Origin of the sequence: Brenneria populi (genome assembly GCF_036016195.1) — a bacterium.
GTDB lineage: Bacteria > Pseudomonadota > Gammaproteobacteria > Enterobacterales > Enterobacteriaceae > Brenneria > Brenneria populi.
In genome coordinates this window covers 94,163-119,262 of sequence record NZ_JAYWTM010000001.1, presented here as the reverse complement: position 1 = coordinate 119,262, position 25,100 = coordinate 94,163, and the positions used below count along the sequence as shown (strand labels likewise).

General features: G+C 51.6%; 25 protein-coding genes, 2 tRNA genes and 1 pseudogene. 19 read left to right on the top strand and 9 right to left on the bottom strand.

Going from position 1 to position 25,100, the window contains the following annotated elements:
- Positions 1-260: 260 nt before the first annotated feature.
- The gene (tusE, locus tag VSX58_RS00560; RefSeq protein ID WP_327616331.1) at positions 261-590 is read left to right on the top strand and encodes a sulfurtransferase TusE; all 330 of its coding nucleotides are present in this window, start codon (positions 261-263) and stop codon (positions 588-590) included.
- Between the two features lie 2 nt (positions 591-592).
- Here the strand turns inward: tusE and yccX are convergent, their stop codons facing one another.
- A complete protein-coding gene (gene yccX / locus VSX58_RS00555) occupies positions 593-871 on the bottom strand; it encodes an acylphosphatase (protein WP_327616330.1) in 279 nt (92 codons plus the stop codon).
- 200 nt (positions 872-1,071) lie between these two features.
- Between yccX and hspQ the strand changes: the two genes are divergently transcribed.
- Entirely contained in the window at positions 1,072-1,383 is a 312-nt protein-coding gene (gene hspQ / locus VSX58_RS00550) for a heat shock protein HspQ (RefSeq protein ID WP_327616034.1), read from the top strand.
- Positions 1,384-1,449: 66 nt separating this feature from the next.
- Here hspQ and VSX58_RS00545 read toward each other — a convergent pair whose 3' ends face one another.
- Complete coding sequence (locus tag VSX58_RS00545) at positions 1,450-1,863, bottom strand: CoA-binding protein (RefSeq protein ID WP_327617030.1); 414 nt, start codon at positions 1,861-1,863, stop codon at positions 1,450-1,452.
- A 164-nt stretch (positions 1,864-2,027) separates the two neighbouring features.
- Between VSX58_RS00545 and VSX58_RS00540 the strand changes: the two genes are divergently transcribed.
- Both VSX58_RS00540 and VSX58_RS00535 read left to right on the top strand, forming a co-directional pair.
- Positions 2,028-2,768: a DUF2057 family protein gene (locus VSX58_RS00540; RefSeq protein ID WP_327616329.1), complete on the top strand. Its 741-nt coding sequence runs from the start codon at positions 2,028-2,030 to the stop codon at positions 2,766-2,768.
- A 148-nt stretch (positions 2,769-2,916) separates the two neighbouring features.
- Positions 2,917-3,375 carry a methylglyoxal synthase gene (locus tag VSX58_RS00535; protein ID WP_327616328.1) on the top strand — a complete coding sequence of 153 codons (459 nt, stop codon included), beginning with the start codon at positions 2,917-2,919 and terminating at the stop codon, positions 3,373-3,375.
- 51 nt (positions 3,376-3,426) lie between these two features.
- Here VSX58_RS00535 and helD read toward each other — a convergent pair whose 3' ends face one another.
- Positions 3,427-5,481: a DNA helicase IV gene (gene helD, locus VSX58_RS00530; protein ID WP_327617029.1), complete on the bottom strand. Its 2,055-nt coding sequence runs from the start codon at positions 5,479-5,481 to the stop codon at positions 3,427-3,429.
- 232 nt (positions 5,482-5,713) lie between these two features.
- On the opposite strand from helD, the gene VSX58_RS00525 reads away from it, so the two are divergent.
- Together VSX58_RS00525 and yccS are read left to right on the top strand one after the other, a co-directional pair.
- Positions 5,714-6,163 carry a YccF domain-containing protein gene (locus tag VSX58_RS00525; protein WP_327616037.1) on the top strand — a complete coding sequence of 150 codons (450 nt, stop codon included), beginning with the start codon at positions 5,714-5,716 and terminating at the stop codon, positions 6,161-6,163.
- Between the two features lie 20 nt (positions 6,164-6,183).
- The gene (gene yccS, locus VSX58_RS00520) at positions 6,184-8,313 is read left to right on the top strand and encodes a YccS family putative transporter (RefSeq protein WP_327616327.1); all 2,130 of its coding nucleotides are present in this window, start codon (positions 6,184-6,186) and stop codon (positions 8,311-8,313) included.
- A 38-nt stretch (positions 8,314-8,351) separates the two neighbouring features.
- Here yccS and VSX58_RS00515 read toward each other — a convergent pair whose 3' ends face one another.
- Positions 8,352-8,978, bottom strand: coding sequence for a TfoX/Sxy family DNA transformation protein (locus VSX58_RS00515; RefSeq protein ID WP_327616039.1), 627 nt, complete (start codon positions 8,976-8,978; stop codon positions 8,352-8,354).
- A 223-nt stretch (positions 8,979-9,201) separates the two neighbouring features.
- On the opposite strand from VSX58_RS00515, the gene sulA reads away from it, so the two are divergent.
- Positions 9,202-9,708, top strand: a complete 507-nt coding sequence (gene sulA, locus VSX58_RS00510; protein ID WP_327616326.1) for an SOS-induced cell division inhibitor SulA — start codon at positions 9,202-9,204, stop codon at positions 9,706-9,708.
- 363 nt (positions 9,709-10,071) lie between these two features.
- Entirely contained in the window at positions 10,072-11,145 is a 1,074-nt protein-coding gene (gene ompA, locus VSX58_RS00505) for a porin OmpA (protein WP_327616325.1), read from the top strand.
- 85 nt (positions 11,146-11,230) lie between these two features.
- On the opposite strand, the gene matP is transcribed toward ompA, so the two are convergent.
- Complete coding sequence (gene matP, locus VSX58_RS00500; protein ID WP_327616076.1) at positions 11,231-11,692, bottom strand: macrodomain Ter protein MatP; 462 nt, start codon at positions 11,690-11,692, stop codon at positions 11,231-11,233.
- 208 nt (positions 11,693-11,900) lie between these two features.
- Here matP and VSX58_RS00495 point away from each other — a divergent pair, with 208 nt between their 5' ends.
- On the top strand, positions 11,901-13,628 hold the full coding sequence (locus tag VSX58_RS00495) for a Lon protease family protein (RefSeq protein ID WP_327616324.1): 1,728 nt from the start codon (positions 11,901-11,903) through the stop codon (positions 13,626-13,628).
- 91 nt (positions 13,629-13,719) lie between these two features.
- Positions 13,720-14,238, top strand: coding sequence for a bifunctional 3-hydroxydecanoyl-ACP dehydratase/trans-2-decenoyl-ACP isomerase (gene fabA / locus VSX58_RS00490; protein WP_327616323.1), 519 nt, complete (start codon positions 13,720-13,722; stop codon positions 14,236-14,238).
- 75 nt (positions 14,239-14,313) lie between these two features.
- Here fabA and VSX58_RS00485 read toward each other — a convergent pair whose 3' ends face one another.
- Positions 14,314-14,967 (bottom strand): tellurite resistance TerB family protein, encoded by a 654-nt coding sequence (locus VSX58_RS00485; protein ID WP_327616322.1) that lies wholly within the window; start codon positions 14,965-14,967, stop codon positions 14,314-14,316.
- A 231-nt stretch (positions 14,968-15,198) separates the two neighbouring features.
- Here VSX58_RS00485 and VSX58_RS00480 point away from each other — a divergent pair, with 231 nt between their 5' ends.
- Positions 15,199-15,837, top strand: a complete 639-nt coding sequence (locus tag VSX58_RS00480) for an RpiB/LacA/LacB family sugar-phosphate isomerase (RefSeq protein WP_327616321.1) — start codon at positions 15,199-15,201, stop codon at positions 15,835-15,837.
- Between the two features lie 260 nt (positions 15,838-16,097).
- Positions 16,098-16,187: transfer RNA gene (locus VSX58_RS00475), tRNA-Ser, on the top strand.
- A gap of 129 nt (positions 16,188-16,316) precedes the next feature.
- On the opposite strand, the gene yejK is transcribed toward VSX58_RS00475, so the two are convergent.
- The gene (gene yejK / locus VSX58_RS00470) at positions 16,317-17,327 is read right to left on the bottom strand and encodes a nucleoid-associated protein YejK (protein WP_327616071.1); all 1,011 of its coding nucleotides are present in this window, start codon (positions 17,325-17,327) and stop codon (positions 16,317-16,319) included.
- A 182-nt stretch (positions 17,328-17,509) separates the two neighbouring features.
- Between yejK and VSX58_RS00465 the strand changes: the two genes are divergently transcribed.
- From VSX58_RS00465 to VSX58_RS00440, 6 genes and pseudogenes are all read left to right on the top strand, one after another.
- On the top strand, positions 17,510-17,740 hold the full coding sequence (locus tag VSX58_RS00465; RefSeq protein ID WP_327616070.1) for a YejL family protein: 231 nt from the start codon (positions 17,510-17,512) through the stop codon (positions 17,738-17,740).
- Between the two features lie 16 nt (positions 17,741-17,756).
- Entirely contained in the window at positions 17,757-19,496 is a 1,740-nt protein-coding gene (yejM, locus tag VSX58_RS00460) for an LPS biosynthesis-modulating metalloenzyme YejM (protein ID WP_327616320.1), read from the top strand.
- 78 nt (positions 19,497-19,574) lie between these two features.
- A tRNA-Pro gene (locus VSX58_RS00455) sits at positions 19,575-19,651 on the top strand.
- A gap of 177 nt (positions 19,652-19,828) precedes the next feature.
- Positions 19,829-21,063 (top strand): annotated as a pseudogene (locus tag VSX58_RS00450) (integrase domain-containing protein); the annotation flags it as partial.
- Between the two features lie 445 nt (positions 21,064-21,508).
- Entirely contained in the window at positions 21,509-21,754 is a 246-nt protein-coding gene (gene relB, locus VSX58_RS00445; RefSeq protein ID WP_327616319.1) for a type II toxin-antitoxin system RelB family antitoxin, read from the top strand.
- A complete protein-coding gene (locus tag VSX58_RS00440; RefSeq protein ID WP_327616318.1) occupies positions 21,744-22,028 on the top strand; it encodes a type II toxin-antitoxin system RelE/ParE family toxin in 285 nt (94 codons plus the stop codon). Before relB ends, VSX58_RS00440 begins: the two co-directional genes overlap by 11 nt.
- 576 nt (positions 22,029-22,604) lie before the next feature.
- Here the strand turns inward: VSX58_RS00440 and VSX58_RS00435 are convergent.
- Positions 22,605-22,841 carry a hypothetical protein gene (locus VSX58_RS00435; RefSeq protein WP_327617076.1) on the bottom strand — a complete coding sequence of 79 codons (237 nt, stop codon included), beginning with the start codon at positions 22,839-22,841 and terminating at the stop codon, positions 22,605-22,607.
- On the opposite strand from VSX58_RS00435, the gene VSX58_RS00430 reads away from it, so the two are divergent.
- On the top strand, positions 22,766-24,160 hold the full coding sequence (locus VSX58_RS00430; protein ID WP_327616317.1) for an EmmdR/YeeO family multidrug/toxin efflux MATE transporter: 1,395 nt from the start codon (positions 22,766-22,768) through the stop codon (positions 24,158-24,160). The two genes, VSX58_RS00435 and VSX58_RS00430, sit on opposite strands and share 76 nt — an antisense overlap.
- 79 nt (positions 24,161-24,239) lie before the next feature.
- Here VSX58_RS00430 and ompX read toward each other — a convergent pair whose 3' ends face one another.
- Positions 24,240-24,758: an outer membrane protein OmpX gene (gene ompX, locus VSX58_RS00425; RefSeq protein ID WP_327615482.1), complete on the bottom strand. Its 519-nt coding sequence runs from the start codon at positions 24,756-24,758 to the stop codon at positions 24,240-24,242.
- Between the last annotated feature and the right edge of the window lie 342 nt (positions 24,759-25,100).

Sequence of the window (25,100 nt, the reverse complement as noted above, 5' to 3'; positions counted from 1 at the left end):
TCCCTGTAAGCTCGAGCCGCGCGAATAGGAATCTCATCCCTGAGATTTCCCCTTTCAGGGCCGTCGCAAGCGACGTTCAAAGGCGTTCCCTACGCCTTTGTCCCTGGCGCGGACGCTTTACTCTTCCATTCCGTTATTACCGTTTGATAAAAAACGATAGGTTTGTCAACTGTCAGTTCCCCACTCAGGTGGGGCTTTTGTTTTTGGCGCAAAGAAATTTTTGTTAAACTACCGTAATCTCATCTTACGCCAGAGGAAGTATGTTGGAGTTTGAAGGCCGAATCATTGCAACGGATGCGCAGGGCTACCTAATGGACAGCGCGGACTGGAACGAGGCTTTAGCGTTGATATTAGCCGAGCAGGAAGGCATTTCACTAACCGAGGCTCACTGGGAGGTCGTCCGCTTTGTTCGGGCATTCTATTTGGAATTCAACACCTCTCCCGCCATTCGCATGCTGGTTAAGGCAATGGCCAAAAAATACGGCGAAGAAAAAGGCAATAGCCGCTATCTATACCGCTTGTTCCCCAAAGGGCCGGCAAAGCAAGCGACCAAAATCGCCGGCTTGCCCAAGCCGGTCAAGTGCATATAGCGCTAATAGCGAATTTTGAAATCTTTATAATCCGTTTTGCCATGCGGCTCCGTAAGGACTTTTTCAACCCGGGCGCTACGCGGGCCGCCTTGTTTCAGCCATTCGACTAATTGCTCAACCGCCTGACGCTCGCCACAGGCGATAACTTCAACGCTACCGTCGTCACTGTTGCGCACATAGCCGTTCAGACCAAGCTGTGCGGCCTGGCGCAAAGTAGCGTAACGAAAGCCGACGCCCTGCACCATCCCATAAACATAAGCAGCCGTAGATACGATTGACACGCTTCTCCCTCCTGTCGCCATCAATGTGGAACCGCTTTTCATCGATCCGGCGGCATCCGCCGAAAAATGCATCATGCGAATATAATAGTATTCAGCCGAAGAATTTTGTGCAAAAAATAGGCTTAAAAACTGTTTGCTCTACTTGAAAAGCTCAAGGTCTCCCCCATTTAGAAAGTGTTATAGATTTATCAGGAGATTATATGATCATCTGTAAATTTGGAATCGGGCAGCAGATTCGTCATAAACTTCTGGGATATCCCGGCGTCGTTATTGACATCGACCCGGAATATTCATTAGAAGCGCCCAAATGGGAAGAGTTAGACGCGAATGATACGCTGCGAACCGCGCCTTGGTATCATGTCGTCATGGAAAATGACGAAGGGCAGCCCATTCATACCTATCTGGCTGAAGCCCAGCTAATAAAAGAGGACTCTTACCAGGGGGACGCGCCCGCCTCCTTAGCGGAGCTGGCTAAAGTCATTCAGCGCCGTGCGCCGCAGTTGCTCCATTGATAGCGGCTATGCTGACCAAGGGACATTTACCGGTTGTGCATCGCACCGGTAAATGCGCTTAGAACGCTATTTTTCCAGCCCCAGACGCGGAATTTCAATTTTAGGGCAGCGATCCATCACCACGCGCAATCCCGAATCGCTCGCCAGCCTGGCCGCCTGCTCATTAATAACCCCAAGCTGTAGCCAAAGTACGCTGGCGCCGATATCAATGGCTTCCTGAGCGATCTCATAAGCGGCCTCCGGCTGTCGGAACACATCAACCATATCAACATGTTGGGGAATTTTATCCAAGCTGGCGTAAACCTTTCGCCCCTGTAGCGTTTGCCCCGCCAATTTCGGGCTTACGGGAATTACCTCATAGCCCTGGTCCAGCAGATAGGCCATTACGCCGTAGCTTGGCCGCGTCGTTTTATCGCTCGCGCCGACAAGAGCAATGGTTTTTACCGTTTTAAGCACAGATTCAATATCACCGTCATTCATCATGCTGAGAGTACCTTTTATGATATGTCTTACACAGTATCGTACATCTTCAACGGAGAGACATCGGCGTGTCGATTTAAAAAATCCTGCATAGCCGTTGAATAAACATAAAACCGGAAATTATCACATCGCCAACATCATAAATAATAACGCCATGTTGCAAATTGAAATCTTTGACACATTCCGACAATTGCTTAACAATAATCCGATCGTTGGATTTATTGGGGATTTTAATGAAATCAGGCATTGTCACCGCATGCTTTTTCATCTCGGTTATAAGCGCGCCGGCCATCGCCGTCACGCTAAAACTGGATCAGAATATTGATCTTATCGTGGTGGATGGGCAAAAAGTATCCAGTTCGATTTTGAAAGGCGCAGATAGCCTTGAGCTTGACAACGGGCAGCACCAGCTGCTTTTTAAAGTGGTAAAAACGATCCCTACGCCGAACCGTTTGCCGACGACTTATACCTCTCCCGCCTTGATTGCGACCTTCAATACCCAGAACCTGACGTCCGTTTCATTTAAATTACCCGCGCTGGAAACCGGTCAACAACGCAAAAAGTTTGATCAACAGGCCAATTACCAGTTGATCGATGAAAGACAGCAAATCATCCCCGCCCGCGTCGATATTTTGAACGTAACCGATGATGAATTAACTCACGGAATAGAGAAAAGGATGTCCGAATATAATTCGGCGCAACATCGCGCCTCCGTTGCGCAATTCACCGGAGTCATTACGTCGGCGAAGAGAGATCGGTTGGAAAGTGGGCCGGCGGCAGACGCAATCGACGCGCCAAACGCCTCCAGCACGCTGTTTTCAATAATGCAGTATTGGTTCCAAAAGGCGGATAAGGACACCCAACAACGTTTCCTGCGCTGGGTACAGGAAAAAGATACCCATTGAGTCTAAAGCGTCTATTTTACGCGCGGTTACGCCAGATTTCCGGCGGATGCTCTCATTTTTTCTTTTTATCTCTTTGCAGTGAAACCGGGTTTCCGTAATCTGTCTTCCTCACACCGATAGCTCCACCACACCGATGAAGGACGTAACCATGGAGTACACCACCCGCACCGTCGCCGCTCATAAACATATCGCCCTGGTCGCGCACGATCACTGCAAACAATCCCTGTTGGATTGGGTCGGGACCAATAAAACGCTGCTCGCCGAACATAAACTTTACGCCACGGGTACGACGGGGAATCTGATTCAGCTGAACACCGGGCTTCCAGTCAAGAGCATGATGAGCGGCCCGATGGGCGGAGACCAGCAGGTCGGCGCATTGATCTCCGAAGGAAAAATAGATTTGATGATTTTCTTCTGGGATCCGCTCAACGCCGTTCCCCATGACCCGGACGTCAAGGCGCTGCTGCGGTTGGCCACAGTGTGGAATATTCCGGTGGCGACCAACCGCTCAACCGCGGACTTTCTGGTCAACTCGGCGCTGTTCAGACAGCCCGTCGACATCGTGATCCCCGATTATCAGCGTTATCTGCAAGATCGCTTAAAGTAACCTCCGGCCGCATAGTTATCCGAACAGGCCGACGCGATGCCGTCGGCTTTTTCACGGTTTGCGCTGCGCCGGCACGCCCAGTTTGCGCAGCTGTTCGATAAAGACAGACGGATTTTTAGCGTCCTGCAATAGCCACACTCTCTGCTTGGCTCTGGTCAATGCGACATACAGCAAACGCCGCTCTTCCGCATCGGGAAAATCTTCAGGCTCAGGTAACAGCGCCTGTTCAAGTATGGATTCGCGCGCCGGCGCGGGAAAACCATCCTTGCCATCATGCAGCCCGACGATAATCACATATTCGGCCTGCTGGCCTTTGCTGGCGTGAACCGTCATAAAATCGATATGCAGCTTCGGCCATCTCGTCCCCGCTTTCTGCAATACATGAGGGCGCATATGGTGGTAGCGGGAGAGAATCAGGATCCGCTCATCCGGCTTAACGAAGCCGCTCAGCTTATCCAGCAAAGGCTCCAATTGCTCCTGAGGAAGGATGGTTACCGCTTTCTTATCCCCTTTACTCAGGCTATTAAGCGGTTTTTTCAATTGATAAGGATTCTGCTGAATAAATTGGTTGGCGACCTCGCCTATACGCTGATTAAACCGATAGGTGGTATCCAACGCGCACTGTTCGCTCACCCCGAAGTTTTGTTCGAAAGCCGTCGTCAGAGACAACTCCGCCCCGCTGAAGCGATAGATGGCCTGCCAGTCATCGCCGACCGCAAATAGACATGTTCTGCTGTTTTGCCTGCGCAACGCAGACAGCAGCGCCGCGCGCTGGGGCGAAATGTCCTGAAATTCATCGACCAAAATATGCTTCCACGGACTGATAAAACGCCCTTTATCCAATATATTCACCGCCTGATGAATCAGGCCGGAGAAATCCACCGCGTTCTCCTCTTTCAGGGCTTTTTTCCAGGCTTTCAGCAACGGCGCCATCAGCCGGATCCGCTGCTGAAATAACGGGCGAATCTCCTCCGGAGCCTGCTCAATCATTTCGCTCTGGCTGCCGCCGTGCATCCGCATCAGGCCGACCCAGCGCTCCAGCCGCCCCGCCAGACGCTCGGCCAGCGCCTTATCTTGCCAAAAATCGCCCTCTGGAAGGGACCACGCCAGTTCATCGCTCAACCATTGGCGCCACCCTTTAGCCTGCGTTTTTTTCTCCGAGCATTGTTGCTGCCAATTTCGTATCAGCAATTCACGCCGTTTTTTTCCGTCGCTCTCCAACTGGCTGATCATCGGCGTTTTACGGCTTGACTGCTCAATAATATGCAATGCCAGCGCATGAAACGTTTTTGCCTGAATGTCTGGCGTGTGCAGCCGGGCCTGGATGCGTTCATTCATTTCTTCCGCGGCCTTACGCCCAAACGCCAGCAGCAGAATCTGTTCCGGGATGGCCTCCCCGCGGTGCATTAACCAGGCGGCGCGGGCCACCAGCACCGATGTCTTGCCGCTGCCGGCCCCCGCCAGCACCAGCACCGCATCTTCGCCATTCATCACCGCTTTGCACTGCGCGACATTCAGCGCCGTCGTCTCTACCGACTGAAAAAAATCCTGCTCCGCCACCAGAGTGCGCGCCATCCACCCCTGATTGCACGCCACCCGCAGCTCAGCGCCGCGCTCGAGCCACTGACTGCAAAGCCGGTAGTTATCCCGGCAGATCTCAAATTCATCAAGCCGGGCCACCGGCAGCGGCAGCGACGTCAGCGTGTTGCCGATATTCTCTTCCAGGCGCGCCAGCGCTTTGCGGTCGAACCAGCCGTCCTGCTGTTCCAGATGATGAATTTCATCCGCCTGCTTTTGCAGCACCTCCGCGCTCACCTGGCTCATCTCCTCGCTCCATGATTGCCAGGACTGGCATAAATAACGGTAAAACGCCTGGGTCTGCTGCCACTCGGTTCCGTGTAAACGCACAACTTTGCCAGCCGGCAGTTCGAACTCCAGTTCGCCCCACACCAGCCCCCTTTTGCACTGAATATTCAAAAGTTGATTGAACGGGATAATATATTCGTGCTTATCGCCGCTCACTTCGACGCCAGCGTTAAGCAGCCTCACCCGGTTATACGGATGCTGCGCCAAATGCTTACCTAAAGATGTTGATTTAAGCTCCATCATATTCGCGCCATAAATATTGTGAGGTCCGCATCGTCATTATCGTAGTTTACCTGTTGTCGGCATTCACGCCCTAGCCTTAAAAACAGGTTAGGATATCTCGATATCCCCTTAATACTTCAAGCCGCAAGTGCATCGGCTTTGCCGCGGCTGGCACTATTTTGGGTATAGTTAATGTAATAATTCGTTTATCATCATAGAGTTTGGTCGTACTGAAAACACTGGAGAAATTATGCGCACCGTATTGAATATCCTTAATTTCGTGCTGGGGGGATTTTTCACCACCCTATCCTGGCTGCTCGCCACGGTGGTGAGCGCCCTGCTGATATTCACTCTGCCGCTGACTCGGTCATGTTGGGAAATCACCAAATTATCCTTGCTTCCTTATGGCAACGAAGCCATTCACGTTGATGAGCTGCGTCCGGATGGAAGAAACGCCATCTTAAACGCCGGCGGCGCGCTGCTGAATATATTCTGGTTTATCTTCTTTGGCTGGTGGCTCTGTCTGTCGCATATCGTTACCGGCATTGCGCAGTGCATCACCATCATCGGCATTCCCGTGGGCATCGCCAATTTTAAAATCGCGGCCATCGCGCTGTGGCCGGTCGGCCGCCGCGTGGTATCGGTGGAAACGGCGCGTGTGGCCAGAGAAGAAAACGCCCGCCGCAACTATCATCGTTAATCGAGTCAGAGGAAATCGCGTTGTTCGCATTCACCCCCGGGATCCGTCGTTATATTTATAACAGCAGTTGGCTGTACAATATTCGCATTTTTATCGCGCTTGCCGGGGCGGCCGCCGTTCCCCTGTGGCTGGGCCAGCCGACGTCGACCATTCCGCTTACGCTCGGCGTCGTCGCCGCCGCATTAACCGACCTTGACGATCGGCTGACCGGGCGTTTGCGTAACCTGTTCATCACCCTGCTCTGCTTTCTTATCGCCTCCGTTTCGATCGAGCTGCTATTCCCCTATCCCTGGTTATTCGGCATCGGACTGGCGCTATCTACCTGGGGATTTATCCTGCTCGGCGCGCTGGGACAGCGTTACGCCACCATCGCCTTCGGCGCGCTGCTAATCGCGGTCTACACCATGTTGGGGGTCTCGCTTTACGATACCTGGTATCAGCAGCCCGCCATGCTGCTGATCGGCGCGCTATGGTACAACCTGCTCACTCTGCTCGGGCATCTGATCTTCCCCATCCGCCCGCTGCAGGACAATCTGGCGCAGTGTTATCAGCAGCTTGCCCGCTATCTTGATGCCAAAGCCAATCTCTTCGATCCCGATCTTGAAGAGAACTCGAACCAGCCATTGATCGAAGTCACGATGGTCAACAGTCAGTTGGTGGCGACCCTGAATCAGGCGAAATCGTCGTTACTGACCCGTCTGCGAGGCGATCGCGGTCAGAGAAGCACGCGCCGAACGCTGCATTACTACTTCGTCGCGCAGGATATCCATGAGCGAGCCAGCTCCTCCCATATGAATTACGCCCAGCTACGGGAAAAATTCCGCTATAGCGACGTGCTGTTTCGTTTTCAGCGCCTGCTCTCAATGCAGGCTCGAGCTTGCCAGCAGCTCGCGCAATCCATTTTATTTCATCAAAAATATCAGCATGATAGCCGCATTGAATATGCGTTCGTCCACCTTGAACGGGCCATTACGCGCGTTGCTGAAAGCCATAGCGTCACCGCGTCGCAAATCAAACCGTTACAATATTTACTGAACAATCTACGGGCGATCGACGCTCAGCTCTCGACCATTGAGTCGGAACAGACCATCGAACAGGAAAACAATCCGGAAAATACGCTGGCCGATGACAAAATCACCGGCTGGAGCGATATCCGTCTGCGAATCAGCCGCCATCTGACGCCGCAATCCGCGCTGTTTCGCCATGCCGTTCGCATGTCGGTATTGCTGTGCAGCGGTTATGCCATTATCCAACTGACGGGCATGCATCATGGATATTGGATATTGTTAACCAGCCTATTTGTCTGCCAGCCGAACTATAACGCCACCCGGCGCCGTCTGGCCCTGCGCATCATCGGTACATTGACGGGGATTCTGCTGGGGTTGCCCATTTTGTATTTCGTGCCGTCGACGGAAGGACAGCTGACGCTCATTGTGATTAGCGGCGTGCTGTTTTTCGCTTTTCGTCACGTACAGTACGCGCACGCCACGATGTTCATTACGTTATTGGTTCTATTATGCTTCAACCTGCTGGGAGAAGGCTTTGAAGTCGCGGCCCCGCGGGTAATCGATACGTTACTCGGCTGCGCCATCGCCTGGGCGGCGGTGAGTTTTATCTGGCCGGACTGGCGTTTCCGCGGGCTGCCGGCCGTCATCGAGAAAACGCTGAGTGCGAACTGCCGCTATCTGAATGCGATTATGACGCAATACCATCAGGGAAAAGACAATAGCCTGACCTACCGTATCGCCCGTCGCGACGCACACAACTGCGATGCGGAGCTAGCGTCCGTGGTGTCTAATATGTCGTCAGAGCCCCACGGCATTCGCAATAAGATGGAGACGGCCTTCCGCCTGATGTGCCTCAATCATACCTTGCTGAGTTACATCTCCACATTAGGCGCTCATCGCGAAAAAATCTCATCGCCGCAAACCCTGCAATTGCTGGACGATGTGGTTCGCTATGTTGAAGAGGCGCTGCATCAGTATGGGAAAGAGGATGTGAAAATAAGTCAGGAATTGAACGCAATCACCAGCCGCATTCAATCCCTGTCAGCGGAACCGGATAGCAAAGAACTCTTGGTTCTCCAGCAGATAGGCCTGCTTATCGAGCTATTGCCCGAACTGACCCAGTTAAAAAACAGTATTGATTAAGCTATTGGAAATAGTCAGAGAATAAAGCGGCCCCCGAATCAATGCTTGTGTCTTTTAAAAGAGGACACGGCATTGCTTTCATACCATTCCAGCAACTCCCTGCGAATACCATTCGGCAATGCCGCCTGGTGCATGCCGCATATCGCGCCGGCCAGCGCCAATAATATATTAACGCTCAGATTTGCGCTAATGGCCCGCAATTTCAAATAGCTGTTTTTTGCGCCATACTGCTGAAGCTCATCAATATTCTTAATGCCGACCTTCCATAACAAACGCTCCAGATCGTGATTAAGGTTAGGTAAATCCTTTAAGCGCCCCCCCTCGCTCTTGGCCTCCTTATCCTGCCGCGCGCCAGACAGCGACATTCTGGCGAAATGCAGCAGCTGCCCATGGTCTTCCCATAACGACTCGTCGACAAGGTAATAATTTAACGGAACCGGCATTCCCCGCTTGGTGTAAATAAGGCGAGACATATTGCGGTTATGAAAGTGACGTTCATCTTGCTTACTGGCTCGCAGGTAGAGCTCGCCGCCCGAAACCAGAGCAAAAATAATTTTATTTGCTGCGATACTGTAACCACCAAATTGGGAACGCGACGTAATCTCCCCTAAAGACGCAAAGCGACGCTTAGACTGCAAAATCCTTTTTTCGCATAAATGTTTCATTACTGTGACCCTTAGTATTGAAATAAGCGGTTCCTGCCAGGCAGGAATATCCATAACAGGAACAAGTAATTAATCACAGGGCAAAAGCGTCTTCAAACACAAAATGATCTTGTTAAGCGTTGCATGCCGAATATGCGAAGCGCTTTGAAAAAATCAGGTTGATTTTTATCCGCGTCAGATATACTGTAAATACATACAGTATGTTTATGGGGGAGAACTCACTATGCGCACTCAGCCACAACGTTTTTACACCGCTCAGCAGAAAGCGTTTTCCGGTAACCAATTGGCGACGGCCTCTTCCGCCTCCTGTGGCGGGGTTATCAGCGAGATCGTTTACAGCGCGGACCAGCCCATCGTTGCGCATTTGCTGCTTCCGCTGTTACAACAGCTGGGAGCACAGTCGCGCTGGCTGCTTTGGTTGTCACCCCAGCAGAAACTCAGCCGCCCCTGGTTGCAGCAATCCGGTCTACCGCTCGATAAAAGCGTTCAGCTAAATCATATCAACCCCCTTTTCACGGTAGATGCCATGGAAAAAGCGCTACTGTCCGGTAACTATAGCGCGGTACTGTGCTGGTTAACGGAAGAGTTGACGGAAGAGGAAAAGGTCAGATTACGCCGGGCGGCTCAGTCAGGAAACACCTATGGTTTTATCATGCGGCCAGAAAATGCGGATATCGGCGTCCATAGACTGTTTTCTAGCCTAAAAATTCACTCAACTTTGTATCATTGAGTAAATTCAGAATTATCTCATCCGATTGGCGGGATAACCAGAACATTTCCCGGCGGCTCAGGCTTTATCAAGCCTTCCTGACGCGTTTTTCACGGAAGAAAACCTGTGATATCTGTCAAAAGCATCTACTATTTGTTAGTAAGTATGTATGGATCGTTAATTTATCTATGATACGAATCACATCATACTTGTAACTTTCTAATCACGTTGTAGACTTTGACTCGCTGGAGTTGCTCTTTTATAACGCCAATATAGTTGGTAGTGGGTAATAAATAAGAGCAAAGTCTCCTGTTAAAGGATTTTAACCAAAGGTCTATTAACCTTCCGCGTTAATTGCCGATTTGGATGATAATGAGGCGTAAAATGAAAAAAACAGCTATCGCAATTGCAGTGGCACTGGCTGGCTTCGCTACCGTAGCTCAAGCCGCACCTAAAGATGATACCTGGTACGTCGGTGGTAAACTGGGCGTATCTCAATTTCATGACACCGGTTTCTACGGAAACGGTTATGAAGGCATCAACAACAACCCAATCAAAAGCAAGTTAGGCGCAGGCGCGTTCCTGGGCTATCAGGCTAACCCTTATCTGGGTTTTGAACTGGGTTACGACTGGTTGGGCCGCATTAAATACGCAGGCTCATCACGGTCGAACACCGACGGCGCCAGCTTCAAGGCTCAGGGCGTTCAGCTTGCTGCCAAACTCAGCTACCCAGTGCTGCCTGACCTGGACGTCTACACGCGTTTAGGCGGCATGGTATGGCGTGCGGACAGCAATGCTGGCGGCACTCGCAACCTGGACAACGATGACACCGGCGTTTCCCCTCTGGCGGCTCTTGGCGTTGAATACGCCATCAACAAAAACTGGGCTACCCGTGTAGACTACCAGTGGGTTAGCAATATCGGTGACGCGTCTACCGTCGGCGCCCGTCCTGATAACATGCTGATGAGCGTTGGTCTGTCTTACCGTTTCGGTCAGGATGACTACGTAGCTCCGGTTGCTCCGGCTCCGGCCCCGGCTCCGGTTGTTGAAACTAAACGTTTCACCCTGAAGTCTGACGTCCTGTTCAACTTCAACAAATCCACGCTGAAAGCAGAAGGCCAGCAATCTCTGGATCAGCTGTATACTCAGCTGAGCTCTCTGGATCCGAAAGACGGTTCAGTGGTTGTTCTGGGCTTCACGGACCGTTTAGGTTCCGAACAATACAACCAGGCGCTGTCTGAAAAACGCGCTCAGACCGTTGTTGATTACCTGATCTCCAAAGGTATCCCGGCAGACAAGATTTCTGCTCGCGGCCAGGGTAAATCCAACCCGGTTACCGGTTCCACCTGTGACAACGTGAAGCCGCGCGCTGCACTGATCAACTGCCTGGCACCGGATCGTCGCGTAGAGATCGAAGTTAAAGGCATCAAAGACGTGGTAACTCAGCCTCAGGCTTAAGTTTTAACCATAGAGAAAAACCTCGCTTCGGCGAGGTTTTTTTATTGATATCGACCAATCATCCCACCGTCGATTCGGCGACGCCTTAACTACCGCTTTCTTTATTCAGAATCGCTTTAAGATCCTGTTTGAGCAGTGACATCTGGCTGGCATATTTCTCTTTATGCTCCGCATCTTCAATCAACTGCACGATAGTGTCCGATAGCGTGCTTCCACGTCGCTGCGCCAATGCGGCCAAACGCTGCCAGACAAGAAATTCCAGGTCGATGGATTTCTTCCGGGTATGCTGCTGCTCTGCGTTAAAATGACGCTTGCGCCGCGCGCGAATAGTTTGCTTCATGCGGTTTTCCAATGCGGGATTCATACATTGGTCAATCCATTCCAAAACCTTCACCGGCTGGTTTTCCATTTGCAGCAGCGCATTAACCGCTTCTTCTGCCGCACTCAACTCTAAGAATCGAGTGATGGACTCGCCCTCACGGTGTTTTTTCACCAGATATTTCCATTTCCATCCGCACTCAAGATTTTCTAATTGTTGATATTTCATACTAATTCTTCAGTGACCGCGTAACGTTGATCTTAGAATAACAGCTTTTCCCCGATTTTCACTGTTCTCCGCTTATTTTTATGACTATTTTTTGCACAAAACAAGCTGATTAAAGTCATCCCTTTTCTAGCATATGACACTCCTCATGTGCAGCCGGCATTATTCTTGTATAATCACGCTTTTCCTTTAGACGACTACATTTGATACTTTGACCAGTAACCGACTTGCGTGGCAGCACCTACTGCCCGACCATACGCCTTACCAAACCCTATTCGCCCAGGCTGCACAGCTTTCTCCCGCTGAGTTTTCTGTTATTCAGCCGCGTTTATCCGACAGCCTGACGCTTTTCTGCCATCCTCGCTCCCCCTCACGCTTTATGCTGCTGAAAGCGTTGGAAGATGGCGAATACATGGCGCTGATCGAGCGCGCCGTAAACACCATAAGACCGAAAACAAACGCGCTGTTCGGCAGCCAATATCGCGTCGAGAGTTCCGTGGTACGCATCCAACCGGCAACGCAGTCTGCTGACAATTTTGCCTCACAGGGCGTCTGCCTTCATCAGGAGTGGATTGAACCGGAGCAGCTCTTTGGATGCGTGCGTTATTTTCAGGGCGAGGTCGCGCTCACGCCTGGATTAATCCATAAGGTCAATGGCGGAACGCTGATTCTTACCGCCAGAACGTTATTGGCTCAACCACTTATGTGGCTACGTCTAAAGCAGATCGTTACGGAGGGGGTATATCGCTGGCTATCTCCCGACGAGCGCAAACCTTTACCCATTGATATCCCACCGATGCCGCTAGATGTCCGCTTAATCATCATCGGGGATCGGGAAAGTTTAGGGGATATTCACGATATAGAGCCGGAGTTGAGCGAACGCTCCATATATGGTGAATTCGAAACGCAGCTACAGCTTATTGATGCCGGAGATATGGAGCGCTGGTGCGCCTATATCAATGCGCTGTGTCAGGAAAATCATCTGCCGCGCCTGGCTACCGATGCCTGGCCTGAATTTTTCAAGCAGGCGGTGCGTTACAGCGGCGATCAAGGCTGTCTGCCGCTGTGCCCGCTGTGGCTGATCCACCAAATTAAGTACGCCGCGCTATATGCGCAGAGCCAGGAGATCGCCGCGCAGACATTGATTGACGCCGCCGCGGCCCGCCGCTGGCGGGAGGGCTACCTGCGCGAACGGATGCAGGATGAAATCGAACTGGGCCAAATATTGATTGAAACCGATGGTTATGTCATCGGGCAGGTCAACGGCCTCTCGGTGCTGGAGTATCCCGGCTACCCGATTATATTTGGGGAGCCCACGCGCATCAGCTGCGTCGTTCATCCCGGCGACGGCGAATTTACCGATGTTGAGCGTAAGGCGGAACTTGGCGGAAATCTGCATGCCAAAGGCATGATGATTATGCAGGCGTTCCTGATTTCAGAGTTGGAACTTGATCAACAGCTTCCGTTCTCCGCCTCAATCGTGTTTGAACAATCTTACGGCGAGGTGGATGGGGACAGCGCGTCATTGGCTGAGCTAAGCGCCTTGATTAGCGCCCTCGCCCTACAGCCCATTAATCAGCAGATTGCGGTAACCGGTTCCGTCGATCAATTCGGCAATGTTCAGCCTATCGGCGGGGTAAATGAGAAAATCGAGGGTTTCTTTGAGGTATGCCAACGTCGGGGGCTGACGGGTCAACAGGGCGTGGTGCTGCCAGCGGCCAACCTTCGCCACCTCTGTCTGAATGAAGAGGTGATTGCCGCCGTCCGCGAAGGCCAATTCCATATTTTCCCCGTGGAGACTGCCCCGGAGGCGATATCTCTGCTGACGAATCTGGCTTACAACGATGCTCATCAGCCTAATCTGCTGGCGGCGATTCGTGAACGAATCGGACAATTAATCCCGCAGGAGCGCCGGCGCTTTCCCTGGTTTTTCCGTTAATCAAACTGGTTTAACCAGATGTAACGGGCTTGCTCAGCGTACATCTGTACGCTAACCTGCGTGCTTCACTAAAACAAGGCTTACAGAGAACATGGTAGATAAACGCGAATCCTATACGAAAGAAGACCTTCTTGCCTCCAGCCGCGGTGAACTGTTCGGCCCGCAGGGACCACAGCTGCCCGCGCCCAATATGCTGATGATGGACCGGGTCGTGAAAATGACCGAAGACGGCGGTAGTCATGGAAAAGGATATGTGGAAGCGGAGCTGGATATCAACGCCGACCTATGGTTCTTTGGCTGCCATTTTATCGGCGATCCCGTCATGCCGGGCTGCCTGGGTCTGGATGCCATGTGGCAGTTGGTCGGATTCTATCTGGGCTGGCTAGGCGGCGAAGGTAAAGGCCGCGCGCTGGGCGTGGGTGAAGTAAAATTTACCGGACAGGTTTTGCCCACCGCCAAAAAAGTCACCTATCGCATCCACTTCAAACGCGTAATCAACCGCCGTTTGGTCATGGGTATCGCTGATGGCGAAGTGTTGGTGGACGGACACTTAATCTATACCGCAAATGAGCTGAAAGTCGGCTTATTCAAAGACACAAGCACCTTCTGATTTTATTCATCGGCGGGCGAAAACCTGACGGCTTTCGCCCGCGGTAACCACGACGCCCTTCTTACCGACAGCGGCTTACTTCTGATTATTCATCTCGTTCGCTATCGACTGACGTACGTCCTGCGGGATCTTCAGCGATGTGGCTAACGCATCCAGATAACTTTTTTCCATAAAGTGATCGACGTCAATTACCGCACAGCTCAGGAAGTAAACTTCCAGCGCCTCCTCCTCATTTTTCACGTCCCTGGCCAGCAGCTCCGGGTCCAGAGGTTGCGCAATGGCGTCCTGTACCCAACGTTGGGCCTCATCGCCTAACTGCAACTGTCGAATATTTTCATCGATCCGCTGCTTCTCCGACGCATCGATATGACCATCGCTTTTGGCGGCGAATACCAGCGCCTGGATCAGACGCCGCGCGCGGGTCTGGTCGGAGGAGGATTGCGCGCCAAACTGCGGATCGTCCTGATGCGTATCGCGCACGCGTTTTTTATATTGGTTCCACAGCACAACGCCGGCAGCCGCGCTCCCGCCGATAATCAATGCATTCTTGCCCAGCGATCCCACGATTTTTCTAGCGGATTTATTCGACAACAGCACGCCAGCGAGACCGCCGAGCGCCGCCGGTTTCAGCATATCCCCCAAATTACCGTTACTGCCGCCTTGATGCTTACCCTGCCCAGGTTTGCCAGAGCTCAATAGCCCCTGAATCTGTTGTAGCCAGTTATTCATTTTTCACCTCAAGGAAATAGCGTTTGATACTTCCCCATAGTAAGACCTGGGAGGCGTTTTTTTGTCAGGTTATGTATATCAATGAAAAGTCTAAAAGACGCGTTTCACTACGTTTCAAGCCTTGCGCCGCGTTCTTTACTATGACGGTTTGCGCTTTATTATAAAATCGGTATACTGAACCTAATAAATTGAAAAGCCGTTTTAAAAATATCCGTTAAAAAAGGAACGACCATGAAAATTGCTCTGATTAACGAAAATAGCCAGGCGGCTAAAAATGAACTTATTGCCGCGACCTTAACCAAAGTGGTTGAGCCCATGGGTCATACGGTTTTCAACTACGGTCAGTATTCCGCTGAAGACAGCGCGCCGCTAACCTATGTGCAGAACGGCATTCTGGCGGCGATTCTGCTCAATTCCGGCGCCGCGGATTACGTCGTCACCGGCTGCGGCACCGGCGCGGGCGCGATGCTGGCCTGCAACTCTTTCCCAGGCGTCATCTGCGGTCTGGCCATCGACCCCGCCGATGGCTATATGTTCGCCCAGATTAACGACGGCAATGCCATCTCTCTGCCGTTCGCTAAAGGCTTTGGCTGGGGCGCGGAGTTAAATCTGCAATATATATTCGAAAAGTTGTTTGAATGTGAAGGCGGCCAGGGTTACCCGCGCGATCGCGTGATTCCAGAGCAGCGTAACAAGAAAATTCTCGATGCGGTTAAAGCGGTCGCCTACAAAGATTTGCTCACCATTTTACAAGGTATCGATCAGGCGTTGCTAAAAGGCGCAATCAGCGGCCCTAAATTCCAGGAATACTTTTTCGCCAACAGCAAAGATGAAGCGTTAAGCCGTTATATTAAAAGTCTGTTGGCTTAACATAAGATTAAAGCGCCGTCCCCTTATGCGCACGGAGCCGGTTTCAACGTCGCATAACGCGCGGCTAAAGGCGGGTTGCCGGATGGAGCGATAATGCGTCTGCGACGTGAAGGATTACGGGAATATCTTTTATATCTGGCGGTGTTACCTCATTAGCGTTCAATGCTTAACCAGACGCGCCGAAACCATTAAATACTGCTTGACCGATATGCGGCGACTGCCTATAGTAGCGCCCCGTTGTCACTGATGCGGCAACCCCCGGTGAGGTGTCCGAGAGGCTGAAGGAGCACGCCTGGAAAGTGTGTATACGTGAAAACGTATCGAGGGTTCGAATCCCTCCCTCACCGCCATATAAAAAGAAAAGGGCCTTAGCTTTCGCTAAGGCCCTTTTCTTTTATTCGTGATGGACGGCTGAAAAACCTCGCCAGGGTCCGACAAAACGGCAGGAACGCCGTTTTGGACCGCCAGCGGCGGTCGTATTACTGTTTGCCGCCCGTTAGACGGCGCTGCAGTTGGTCGCGAAGATTCGGCGGCGTGCCTTTAATGGTCAACGTATCGGTCGTCGGATCCCAAAAGATACGCTCGCCCAGCAGCAGCGCGTCGAAATTAAGGCTAATGCCGCCGCCGCTGCCGGAAAATTTGGTTAACTGCCGCAGCGTACCGCGATCGGCGGGAAAACTCTCTTCCAGCTCATAGCCTTGTTCCGTTGAAAATTGCTGGAATGTCTTCTCGCCCAACGGCGGCAACTCCTGCGATAATGCCGCCAGCTCAATTTCCTCGCCTGATTGCAGCTGTTCGTTGCAATAGCTGTAGACCTGCTGACGGTAATTCTGGCGCTCATTTTTGTCCAGTTGCGCGTCATCACAATACTCGTCAACGGCTTTCAGCAGGCCGCGGTTTTGCGCCTTGGTATCCAATCCTTCCGAAGCGGCCAAAAAATCCATGAAAAAATCAGAGACCTTACGCCCCACGCGCCCTTTCAAAAAGGTCAGGTAGCGGGTTGACTCAGGATTGGTTTCCCACTCGGTCAGATCGATTCTCGCGACGATGTCGGCATGATTGATATCCAGATAGTGCGTGCTGCTGATATCAAGCTGCTCATTAACCCGCATACTGTTGCAGCTATTGAGCACCGCAACCAGTAAATACTCAACCGCCAGATAGCGATACTGACAAAACAGGACGATGCCGCCTTCGGCAAACGGGTATTTGGCAAGCTCATCGCGCAGTCGTCCGGTGGCCGCGCGCGTGAACTCAAGAAAGCCCTCATCGCCTTTACGGCAGGCCCGGAGCGCATCCGCCAGCTCACTTTGCTCATTAAACAGACCGTAAGCTTTACTCTTTGCGCTGTAAATGCGATGCAACTCCGCCATCATCTCTTCCACCGTTGCGTTGGTTGACAACAATGAATCGCGCAATACCATTTCCAGCGTTTGCTCGTCACGCTTAATTAGCTGGTGCAGGGCAATCTGGTCGATATCCAGGCTCATGATAAACTCTCCTTTTAGCAAGGAGCGTATTCAAACACCGAACAGATGGAGCTGCAACCCAAAAGCCAAAGCCGCGCTTCATCGCCCGTCCGCGTCGTGCGTCTCGATAGAATAAAAGTGCGGAAAAGAAAAAGCCTATACGGTAAGATATCTGACTTTAACAGCTTGAGAAACGCCATTTTATGCCACAATCATCCCGTTACAGTGACGAACACGTTGAACTACTGCTAGCCGATCTGGTCAATGTTTTGGAAAAGCATCATGCCCCAACCGACCTTGCTTTAATGGTGCTAGGCAATATGGTGACTAACCTGATTAACACCAGCGTCGCGCCTGCTCAACGTCAGATTCTGGCGCATTCTTTTGCCGAAGCATTACAGGCTTCAATTAAAAAAGCAGATAAAGCTCACTAATTTTTTGACCAACTTTATGGTAACCAACAGCCAGCGCTACCGTGAAAAAGTTTCCCAGATGATTAGCTGGGGACACTGGTTCGCATTGTTTAACATTTTGCTCAGTCTGGGGCTGGGCAGCCGTTACCTGTTTGTCGTCGACTGGCCTGCTTCGCTATTCGGCCGCATTTATGCGCTGGTCAGCTGGCTCGGACATTTCAGCTTCATCGGGTTTGCCCTCTATTTGCTGATCGTTTTCCCGCTGACGTTTATCGTGATGTCGCAGCGTCTGCTGCGCTTTCTTTCCGCCGCGCTGGCGACGGCCGGGCTGACGCTGCTACTGGTTGATATTGAAGTTTTCACCCGTTTTCATCTCCACCTCAACACCACCGTCTGGGAGCTGGTGGTCAACCCTGACCAAAGCGAACTCGCGCGTGATTGGCAGCTTATGTTTATCGGCATTCCGCTGATTTTCATGGTGGAAATGCTGTTCGGCACCTGGTGCTGGCAAAAACTGCGCAGCCTGAATCGCCGTCGATTTGGCAAGCCGCTGGCCGGCGTTTTTATTTCGGCGTTCGTTGCCTCGCATCTGATGTATATCTGGGCGGACGCCAATTTCTACCGGCCGATTACCATGCAGCGCGCCAATCTGCCTCTGTCTTACCCGATGACGGCTCGCCGTTTCCTGGAAAAACACGGCCTGCTTGATGCGCAAGAGTATCAGCGCCGCCTGGAACAACAGGGCAATCCTGAAGCGATGACGGTGGAATATCCGCTGAATGACATTGCATTCCACGATAGCGGCAGCGGATATAATCTGTTGGTGGTGGTCATTAACGATGCCCCGCTCGACGGTATTCAGAGCAATATGCCTAACCTGATGGGTTTTGCCGATCAAAACATCCGTTTTAACGCGCACTACGACTCAGGCACGCAGCCCAATGCCGGACTGTTTAATCTTTTCTACGGCATCTCAACAACCTATATGGATGGCATTCTGAGCGCTCGCAAACCGTCGGCGCTGATAACCGCGCTGGGTCAGCAGGGCTATCAGTTCGGGCTGTTCTCCACCAATGGTTTTGATAATTCGCTTTATCGGCAGGCTCTGCTGTCTGATATCTCACTCCCCGCGCCGCAGACGCAAAGTGACGAGGCGATTACCTCGCAATGGCGGCAATGGCTGGACAACGACGGCAATACTGCGCCGTGGTTCTCTTACATAGAGCTGAACGGCTCCTCGGCGGAGAAACACGCCGTACCGCGCGACAACGCGAATATCCAGAATGTCGATCGGCAGATTAATCGAATCATCAGTACGCTACGGGAAAAGAGCGTATTGGATAAAACCGTCGTGGTAATTACCTCCATCCCCAAAAGCGTCCGAACCAGCGGGCAGGCGCAGGTTTTTCGCCGTTCGCTGTGGCAAGCGCCGCTTATTATCCACTGGCCGGATACGCCGGCGCAGATAATTACTAAAATGACGGACAACAAAGACGTCATGACCACATTGATGCAGCGGCTGCTGCACGTTAAGAATACGCCAGAAGATTACTCTCAGGGAGAAGATCTGTTTTCGGCTCAGCGACGCCATAACTGGCTGGCGAATGGAAACGGCGGGGACTTAATGATTACCACGCCAGAGAATATCATTCTGTTGGAAAGCAACGGGAACTATCGCGCCTACGACCGGAACGGCCGTCGGTTAAGTGATGAAAAACCGCAGCTTGCCCTGCTTTTACAGGTTCTAACAAATGAAAGACGCTTTATTGCCAACTAACTGCCTAAATCTAAAGCAGTCGTTCAGTTTAGCTATTGCAATCATAACAATAAGAGGTAGTATAAGCGCCCATAGCATCGGCACGTAGCGCAGCCTGGTAGCGCACCGTCATGGGGTGTCGGGGGTCGGAGGTTCAAATCCTCTCGTGCCGACCAAATACATATTCGGTAAGTATCGTTTACTACCGGAAACCCCACAGAAACCCGCATTCTCACTGAGGTTGCGGGTTTTTTGTTGCCTGTTATCTATCGGGATACCCCGTTTACAGACGGAAAGTTTAGTTATACGCTTAGTTATACCGCCCCATATAACTACAAAAGCGTATAACTAAAATGGCCCGTATAACCACGCAGCTTACCAATACCGAGATCAAAGCCGCCAAGCCGGCGGCCAAAGATTACACCCTGCAAGATGGCGGCGGCCTCTACCTGCTGATAAAACCGAATGGATCCAGGATTTGGCGCTTCAATTATTACCGTCCAGACAACAAGAAACGCGCTTTGATCAGCTTCGGCGCCTTCCCTTCCGTATCACTGGCAGAAGCGCGACAGATGCGTGAAGCTGCGAAAGCACTAATCAGCAAAGGCATAGACCCGCAGGCCCACCAGCAACGTCAACGTGAGCAGGAGCAAGCCACCAACCAGAACACGTTCGCCAAAGTTTCCGCCGACTGGTACGAAGTGAAAAATCTCAACCGCTGGCCGAGAACACCATTAAAGATATTTGGCGTTCGCTGGAAAAATACGTGTTCCCGTTCATCGGAAGCCTACCGATCACCCAGCTTACCGCCCGGCAATTCATCACCGCGCTGGAGCCGATACAGGCCAGCGGCAAACTGGAAACCGTCAAACGGGTAAGCCAGCGAATTAACGAAGTAATGGATTACGCGGTTAACTCCGGGCTGATTCCCGCTAACCCCGCGGCCAAGATCCGCAAAGCGTTTCAGACACCGGTTAAAACCCATATGCCGACCATCCGGCCAGAGGCATTACCTGGCTTGATGAAAACGCTATCGGTCGCCAGCATCGAGTTACAGACCCGTTTATTGATTGAATGGCAGCTACTGACTGTTACCCGCCCCGCCGAAGCCGCAGAAACCCGCTGGAGCGAAATAAACCTCACAGAGAAAACCTGGACGATCCCCGCAGGCCGCATGAAGATGCGCCGTGAGCATGTTATTCCCCTGCCCCCGCAGGCGTTAGCCATTCTGGACGCCATGAAACCAATCAGCGGACACAGGGAATACCTATTTCCTTCCAGTAAAGATCCCAAGCAACCGATGAACAGCCAGACCGCTAACGCCGCACTGCGCCGTATGGGTTACAAAGGCGTGCTAGTGTCCCACGGCTTACGTGCCATATTCAGCACTGCCGCCAACGAAGAAGGCTTCCCGCCGGACGTAATCGAAGCCGCCCTAGCCCACGTTGACACCAACGAAGTGCGCCGCGCCTATAACCGCAGCACGTACTTAGAACAACGCCGGGCAATGATGCGCTGGTGGGGCGAGTTCGTCGAAACCGCCGCCGGGAAGGTGCTGGCATCCGAAGGGGCGCGCGGGCTACGGGTAGTTGGGGAGTGGTGGATAAAATTACAGTGTAGGGCTTCCCATATCCCCGCGATGTCGATACGATGCCATGCTGTACCGGCGGAAACCGGTAGAAGCCGAATAAAGCCGCGACTAAATAGCTTCGCGTAATAGCGCTACACTTGCAGGACATGACATCCCACCAGCACTGGCCCCATATGATGAGAAGTGGAGCATAAATATGCGAAGTTATTTAGCACGATAGGTTTTTTATGGAAATATTCAAATACCGCTAAAAAGGTTACATGCCCCCGGTGACCTGCTCCCTGTAGATTAACACAGTACAATTTCAGGACTTCGCTCTTAATAGAACTAATCCGCACCGGCATAAAGAACGACATTCCAGGTAGCATTGAGTAACCGCTTGTCTCCCCGCTCCCGAGTAACTACAATGTATACAAAATATACAATGTGGTGAGGTATTAACATGGGCGTCATGTCCGTTCGATTGAATGATGAAATAACCGCGCAGCTTGATGCACTGGCTAAAGCCACGGGACGTACCCGCTCTTTTCTGGCTGGACAAGCTATTGAAGACTATCTTGCGCGGGAAGCCTGGCAGATTGCAGAGATCGAGCAAGCCATTAAAGAAGCCGATGCGGGCGATTTTGTTTCATCAGATGAGATGAACAATCTGTTTAAAAAGTTAGGTACGGCAAAACATGGAAATTAAATGGCTGCGTAAAGCCGCGGCCAATTTGGAAGCCGAGTACAACTATATCGCGCAAGACGATCCACTGGCTGCCAGCCAGTTTGTAGATGAAGTTCAAAGGGTAACCGAATTACTACCGCAACAGCCGGCAATGGGAAGGCCGGGCCGGGTGCCAGGAACGCGTGAACTGGTGTTAACGCACTATCCCTACATCATTCCCTATCGCGTGAAAGATAATCTGCTCCAGATTCTACGCATCTTTCATACGCACAGGCGTTTACCCTCAAAATGGTGAACAACTGCCTTTCTGGATTTTGACGAACGTACATCCACCGACTAATCACCACGCGCCATGAAAAACAACAAAAAACATAACCAACAATCAAGATCGTCCGGCTGGGGTGGGAAACGTACTGGCGCAGGCGCTCCCGTTGGTAACACCAACGGTGAAACATGGAAATAGAAACCCCACAAGCCCCCTGAGTTTGCGGTTTTTTTGTTGCCTGTTATTCGCCGTTTACCGTCCCGTATCACCGGCATGGCGATCGGCGATCCTCGCCGGCGCGCAAACCCAAACGGCCAATCACGACGGCCTCTCCTCTTATGAGGCGCCAAAGAGAGCCGGTCATTTAGCGAATCAATATTAATCATCTTAGCGAAAAATAAGTCCAACTTATCTTGCGCCACAAAGATAAAAGCGCTCTATCGTGAGGATGAATATTTTCATCACTGGCGCGCAAAACTATGCTGGAGCATCAATCCGGCTGCTGCTAATCTGTTGAACAAATACCGAACTTTTTCAAAAACATTACATGGCGCGCTCGGAGAAAGCCGCCGTATCCGCTCAGATACGGCCCGGGGCTCACACCGGTCACGGCACGCCCCATGCTGCATTAGGTTTGGATCGCCTTTTGGCGACCCGCTCTGCAAGATTACCCATAGCATAAATGACGCCATCTGCGGAATGGCGCCGGCCTGTTTTTGCCATCATAAAATATCGGCGGGAAAACTTTGGTACATCACGATCGTTTAATGAAAAGGTTAAAAGACACGGATTGGTATAAGAAGCGATATTCAAACCGCGTGTTATTTTGGCGAGAAATTTCACCCCTTGCGTTTCCCATATTTATCGAAGGCCTGTGCGTCGTTCTGATGGGCGTATTCAGTACCTTTCTAGTGAGCTGGCTGGGTAAAGAGGCGATGGCGGCTGTTGGTCTGGCCGACAGCTTCAATATGCTGATTATCGCTTTCTTTACCGCTGTCGCACTGGGCACCGCCGTCGTCGTGGCGTTTAGTCTGGGTCAAAGAAACAGAAAACAGGCCAGGGCCGCTTCTCGCCAATCCATATCGTTACTGCTTCTGGTTTCATTTCTGCTGGTGATACTGGTCGAATTCGCCGGTTCCGCGATCATAGATCTGATTGCCGGACAGGCCGACGCCCAGGTCAAAAGCCTGGCGCTAACCTTCCTGCGATGGACGGTATGGGGTTATCCGGCACTGGCCGTCGCCCTGGTAGGATGCGGGGCTCTGCGCGGCGCGGGAAATACCAAGCTGCCGATGGTGATTAACATCGGAATGAATATTCTCAATATTGTCATCAGCAGCCTGCTGATTTACGGCGTTTACCTCTGGGATGGATTAGGCTTTATCGGCGCCGGCATCGGGATTACCGTGTCCCGTTATATCGGCGCCCTGTTCGTGATTTTGACCCTGATGCACGGTTTTAAGGGCGCGCTGCGCATCCCTTTCAGATCCTATTTCGCGCCCTTTACCTCAACGATTTTATATGAGGTTCTCAGTATTGGTATCCCCGCCAGCGTTGAGTCAGTCATGTTTAATGTCGGCAAACTGATAACCCAACGTTTTGTCGCCGGTATGGGAACCGAGGTCATCGCCGGAAACTTCATCGCCTTTTCTATCGTCGCGTTGATTAACCTGCCCGGTAACTCCCTGGCTTCGGCCTCAACCATTATTGTCGGCATGCGCCTGGGCAAAGGGCAGATTATGCAGGCGACCCGGCAGTTGAACTATATTTTCTGGCTTTCCAATATCGGCCTGTGTCTGCTGGCCATACTCTCCATTCCCAGCGCGAAATTTCTGTCATCGTTTTATACCGATGAGCCGGAAGTCATTGAAGTAGCGAAACAGCTCATCTGGCTCAACGCCCTATTCACCCCTTTCTGGGCGGCGTCATGGGTACTGCCAGCCGGATTAAAAGGCGCCAAAGACGCCAGCTATACCATGTGGGTCGCCGTGGCCGGCATGTGGGGATGTCGTATCATCGCCGGGTATATTCTTGGCGTCATGCTTGGACTCGGCGTAATCGGCGTGTGGATGGGCATGTTCTTCGACTGGATTATCCGCGGCGCGCTTTTTTACCGCCGGATGGTCAGCGGACGTTGGCTGTGGCGGTATAAACAAGCATAAAAAAATCCGCCCGCGGCTTGGCGGGCGGATTTATCAACAGAGCACAATCAGAATGAAGAGGAAAGTCCCTCAGATCTGATTAGAAGCGGTAGCCTACGCCCACGGCCCAGGTGCCGACATCAACGCTGCGGATACGGCTTTGTTCATAACCGACATCCAGCGCGACGTCCTGAATCGGGTTAAATTGCAGACCGGCGCCGTAGGTAAAGCCGTAATCGTCATTACTGTTGTTGTCGGTTCCGTTGGGAGCGTTATAGGTATATTTACCGTGGCTGAAGCCAACTACGCCATAGATGCTCGCCCAGTCATTCAACCGATAGGCCGGGCCGCCGGTGAACCCCATATATTGGCCTTTGTTATAGTAGCCGCTGGCGCTTGAGCCGCTATCTTCCAGATAAGTGAAAGAGCCAATCGCGCCCAACGGGCTGTTATCCCATTCGTAACGATATTTCAGGTTGAAACCTTTAGCCTTGTTGACCACGCCCTGAGCGTCGCCCTGAGCATAACCGGCGGAAACCGTGCTTTGGCCGGCGAATACCGAACCTGCACTAATACCTAATAAGCAAGCCACTGCTGAAAGACACACGATCTTTTTCATTATACAGCCTCGAATTCAACTTAATGAGAAAATACCTAACGCTTTAAATATAACAAAAAAAGGATAGTCTTACCGCCTGAGAAATATTTTTCAATTATGCATTAGATGTAACTAATATTTTCAGAAAAACCTATCACATTAATTATATTGAATTTTATTTGACGACATGGCGAATAGAGTTTAATTAAAATGAAATAGTTAAAACGGAAAATTCTTAATCTTTTGCTCGATTTTTACACCGCCTGATTTACAAAAATAAATCAATTAAGTATAGCGTAAATAAAAGTCAAAAAACGTAAGCTTTGCCGGAGGAAATCATTTACAATTGGTTAATCTGGCGAC

Coding starts and splice junctions, on each gene's coding strand:
- tusE (WP_327616331.1), top strand. CDS start 261: ATGTTGGAGTTTGAAGGCCGAATCATTGCAACGGATGCGCAGGGCTAC.
- hspQ (WP_327616034.1), top strand. CDS start 1,072: ATGATCATCTGTAAATTTGGAATCGGGCAGCAGATTCGTCATAAACTT.
- VSX58_RS00545 (WP_327617030.1), bottom strand. CDS start 1,863: ATGAATGACGGTGATATTGAATCTGTGCTTAAAACGGTAAAAACCATT.
- VSX58_RS00535 (WP_327616328.1), top strand. CDS start 2,917: ATGGAGTACACCACCCGCACCGTCGCCGCTCATAAACATATCGCCCTG.
- helD (WP_327617029.1), bottom strand. CDS start 5,481: ATGGAGCTTAAATCAACATCTTTAGGTAAGCATTTGGCGCAGCATCCG.
- VSX58_RS00525 (WP_327616037.1), top strand. CDS start 5,714: ATGCGCACCGTATTGAATATCCTTAATTTCGTGCTGGGGGGATTTTTC.
- VSX58_RS00515 (WP_327616039.1), bottom strand. CDS start 8,978: ATGAAACATTTATGCGAAAAAAGGATTTTGCAGTCTAAGCGTCGCTTT.
- sulA (WP_327616326.1), top strand. CDS start 9,202: ATGCGCACTCAGCCACAACGTTTTTACACCGCTCAGCAGAAAGCGTTT.
- ompA (WP_327616325.1), top strand. CDS start 10,072: ATGAAAAAAACAGCTATCGCAATTGCAGTGGCACTGGCTGGCTTCGCT.
- matP (WP_327616076.1), bottom strand. CDS start 11,692: ATGAAATATCAACAATTAGAAAATCTTGAGTGCGGATGGAAATGGAAA.
- fabA (WP_327616323.1), top strand. CDS start 13,720: ATGGTAGATAAACGCGAATCCTATACGAAAGAAGACCTTCTTGCCTCC.
- VSX58_RS00485 (WP_327616322.1), bottom strand. CDS start 14,967: ATGAATAACTGGCTACAACAGATTCAGGGGCTATTGAGCTCTGGCAAA.
- VSX58_RS00480 (WP_327616321.1), top strand. CDS start 15,199: ATGAAAATTGCTCTGATTAACGAAAATAGCCAGGCGGCTAAAAATGAA.
- yejK (WP_327616071.1), bottom strand. CDS start 17,327: ATGAGCCTGGATATCGACCAGATTGCCCTGCACCAGCTAATTAAGCGT.
- VSX58_RS00465 (WP_327616070.1), top strand. CDS start 17,510: ATGCCACAATCATCCCGTTACAGTGACGAACACGTTGAACTACTGCTA.
- yejM (WP_327616320.1), top strand. CDS start 17,757: ATGGTAACCAACAGCCAGCGCTACCGTGAAAAAGTTTCCCAGATGATT.
- relB (WP_327616319.1), top strand. CDS start 21,509: ATGGGCGTCATGTCCGTTCGATTGAATGATGAAATAACCGCGCAGCTT.
- VSX58_RS00440 (WP_327616318.1), top strand. CDS start 21,744: ATGGAAATTAAATGGCTGCGTAAAGCCGCGGCCAATTTGGAAGCCGAG.
- VSX58_RS00430 (WP_327616317.1), top strand. CDS start 22,766: ATGAAAAGGTTAAAAGACACGGATTGGTATAAGAAGCGATATTCAAAC.
- ompX (WP_327615482.1), bottom strand. CDS start 24,758: ATGAAAAAGATCGTGTGTCTTTCAGCAGTGGCTTGCTTATTAGGTATT.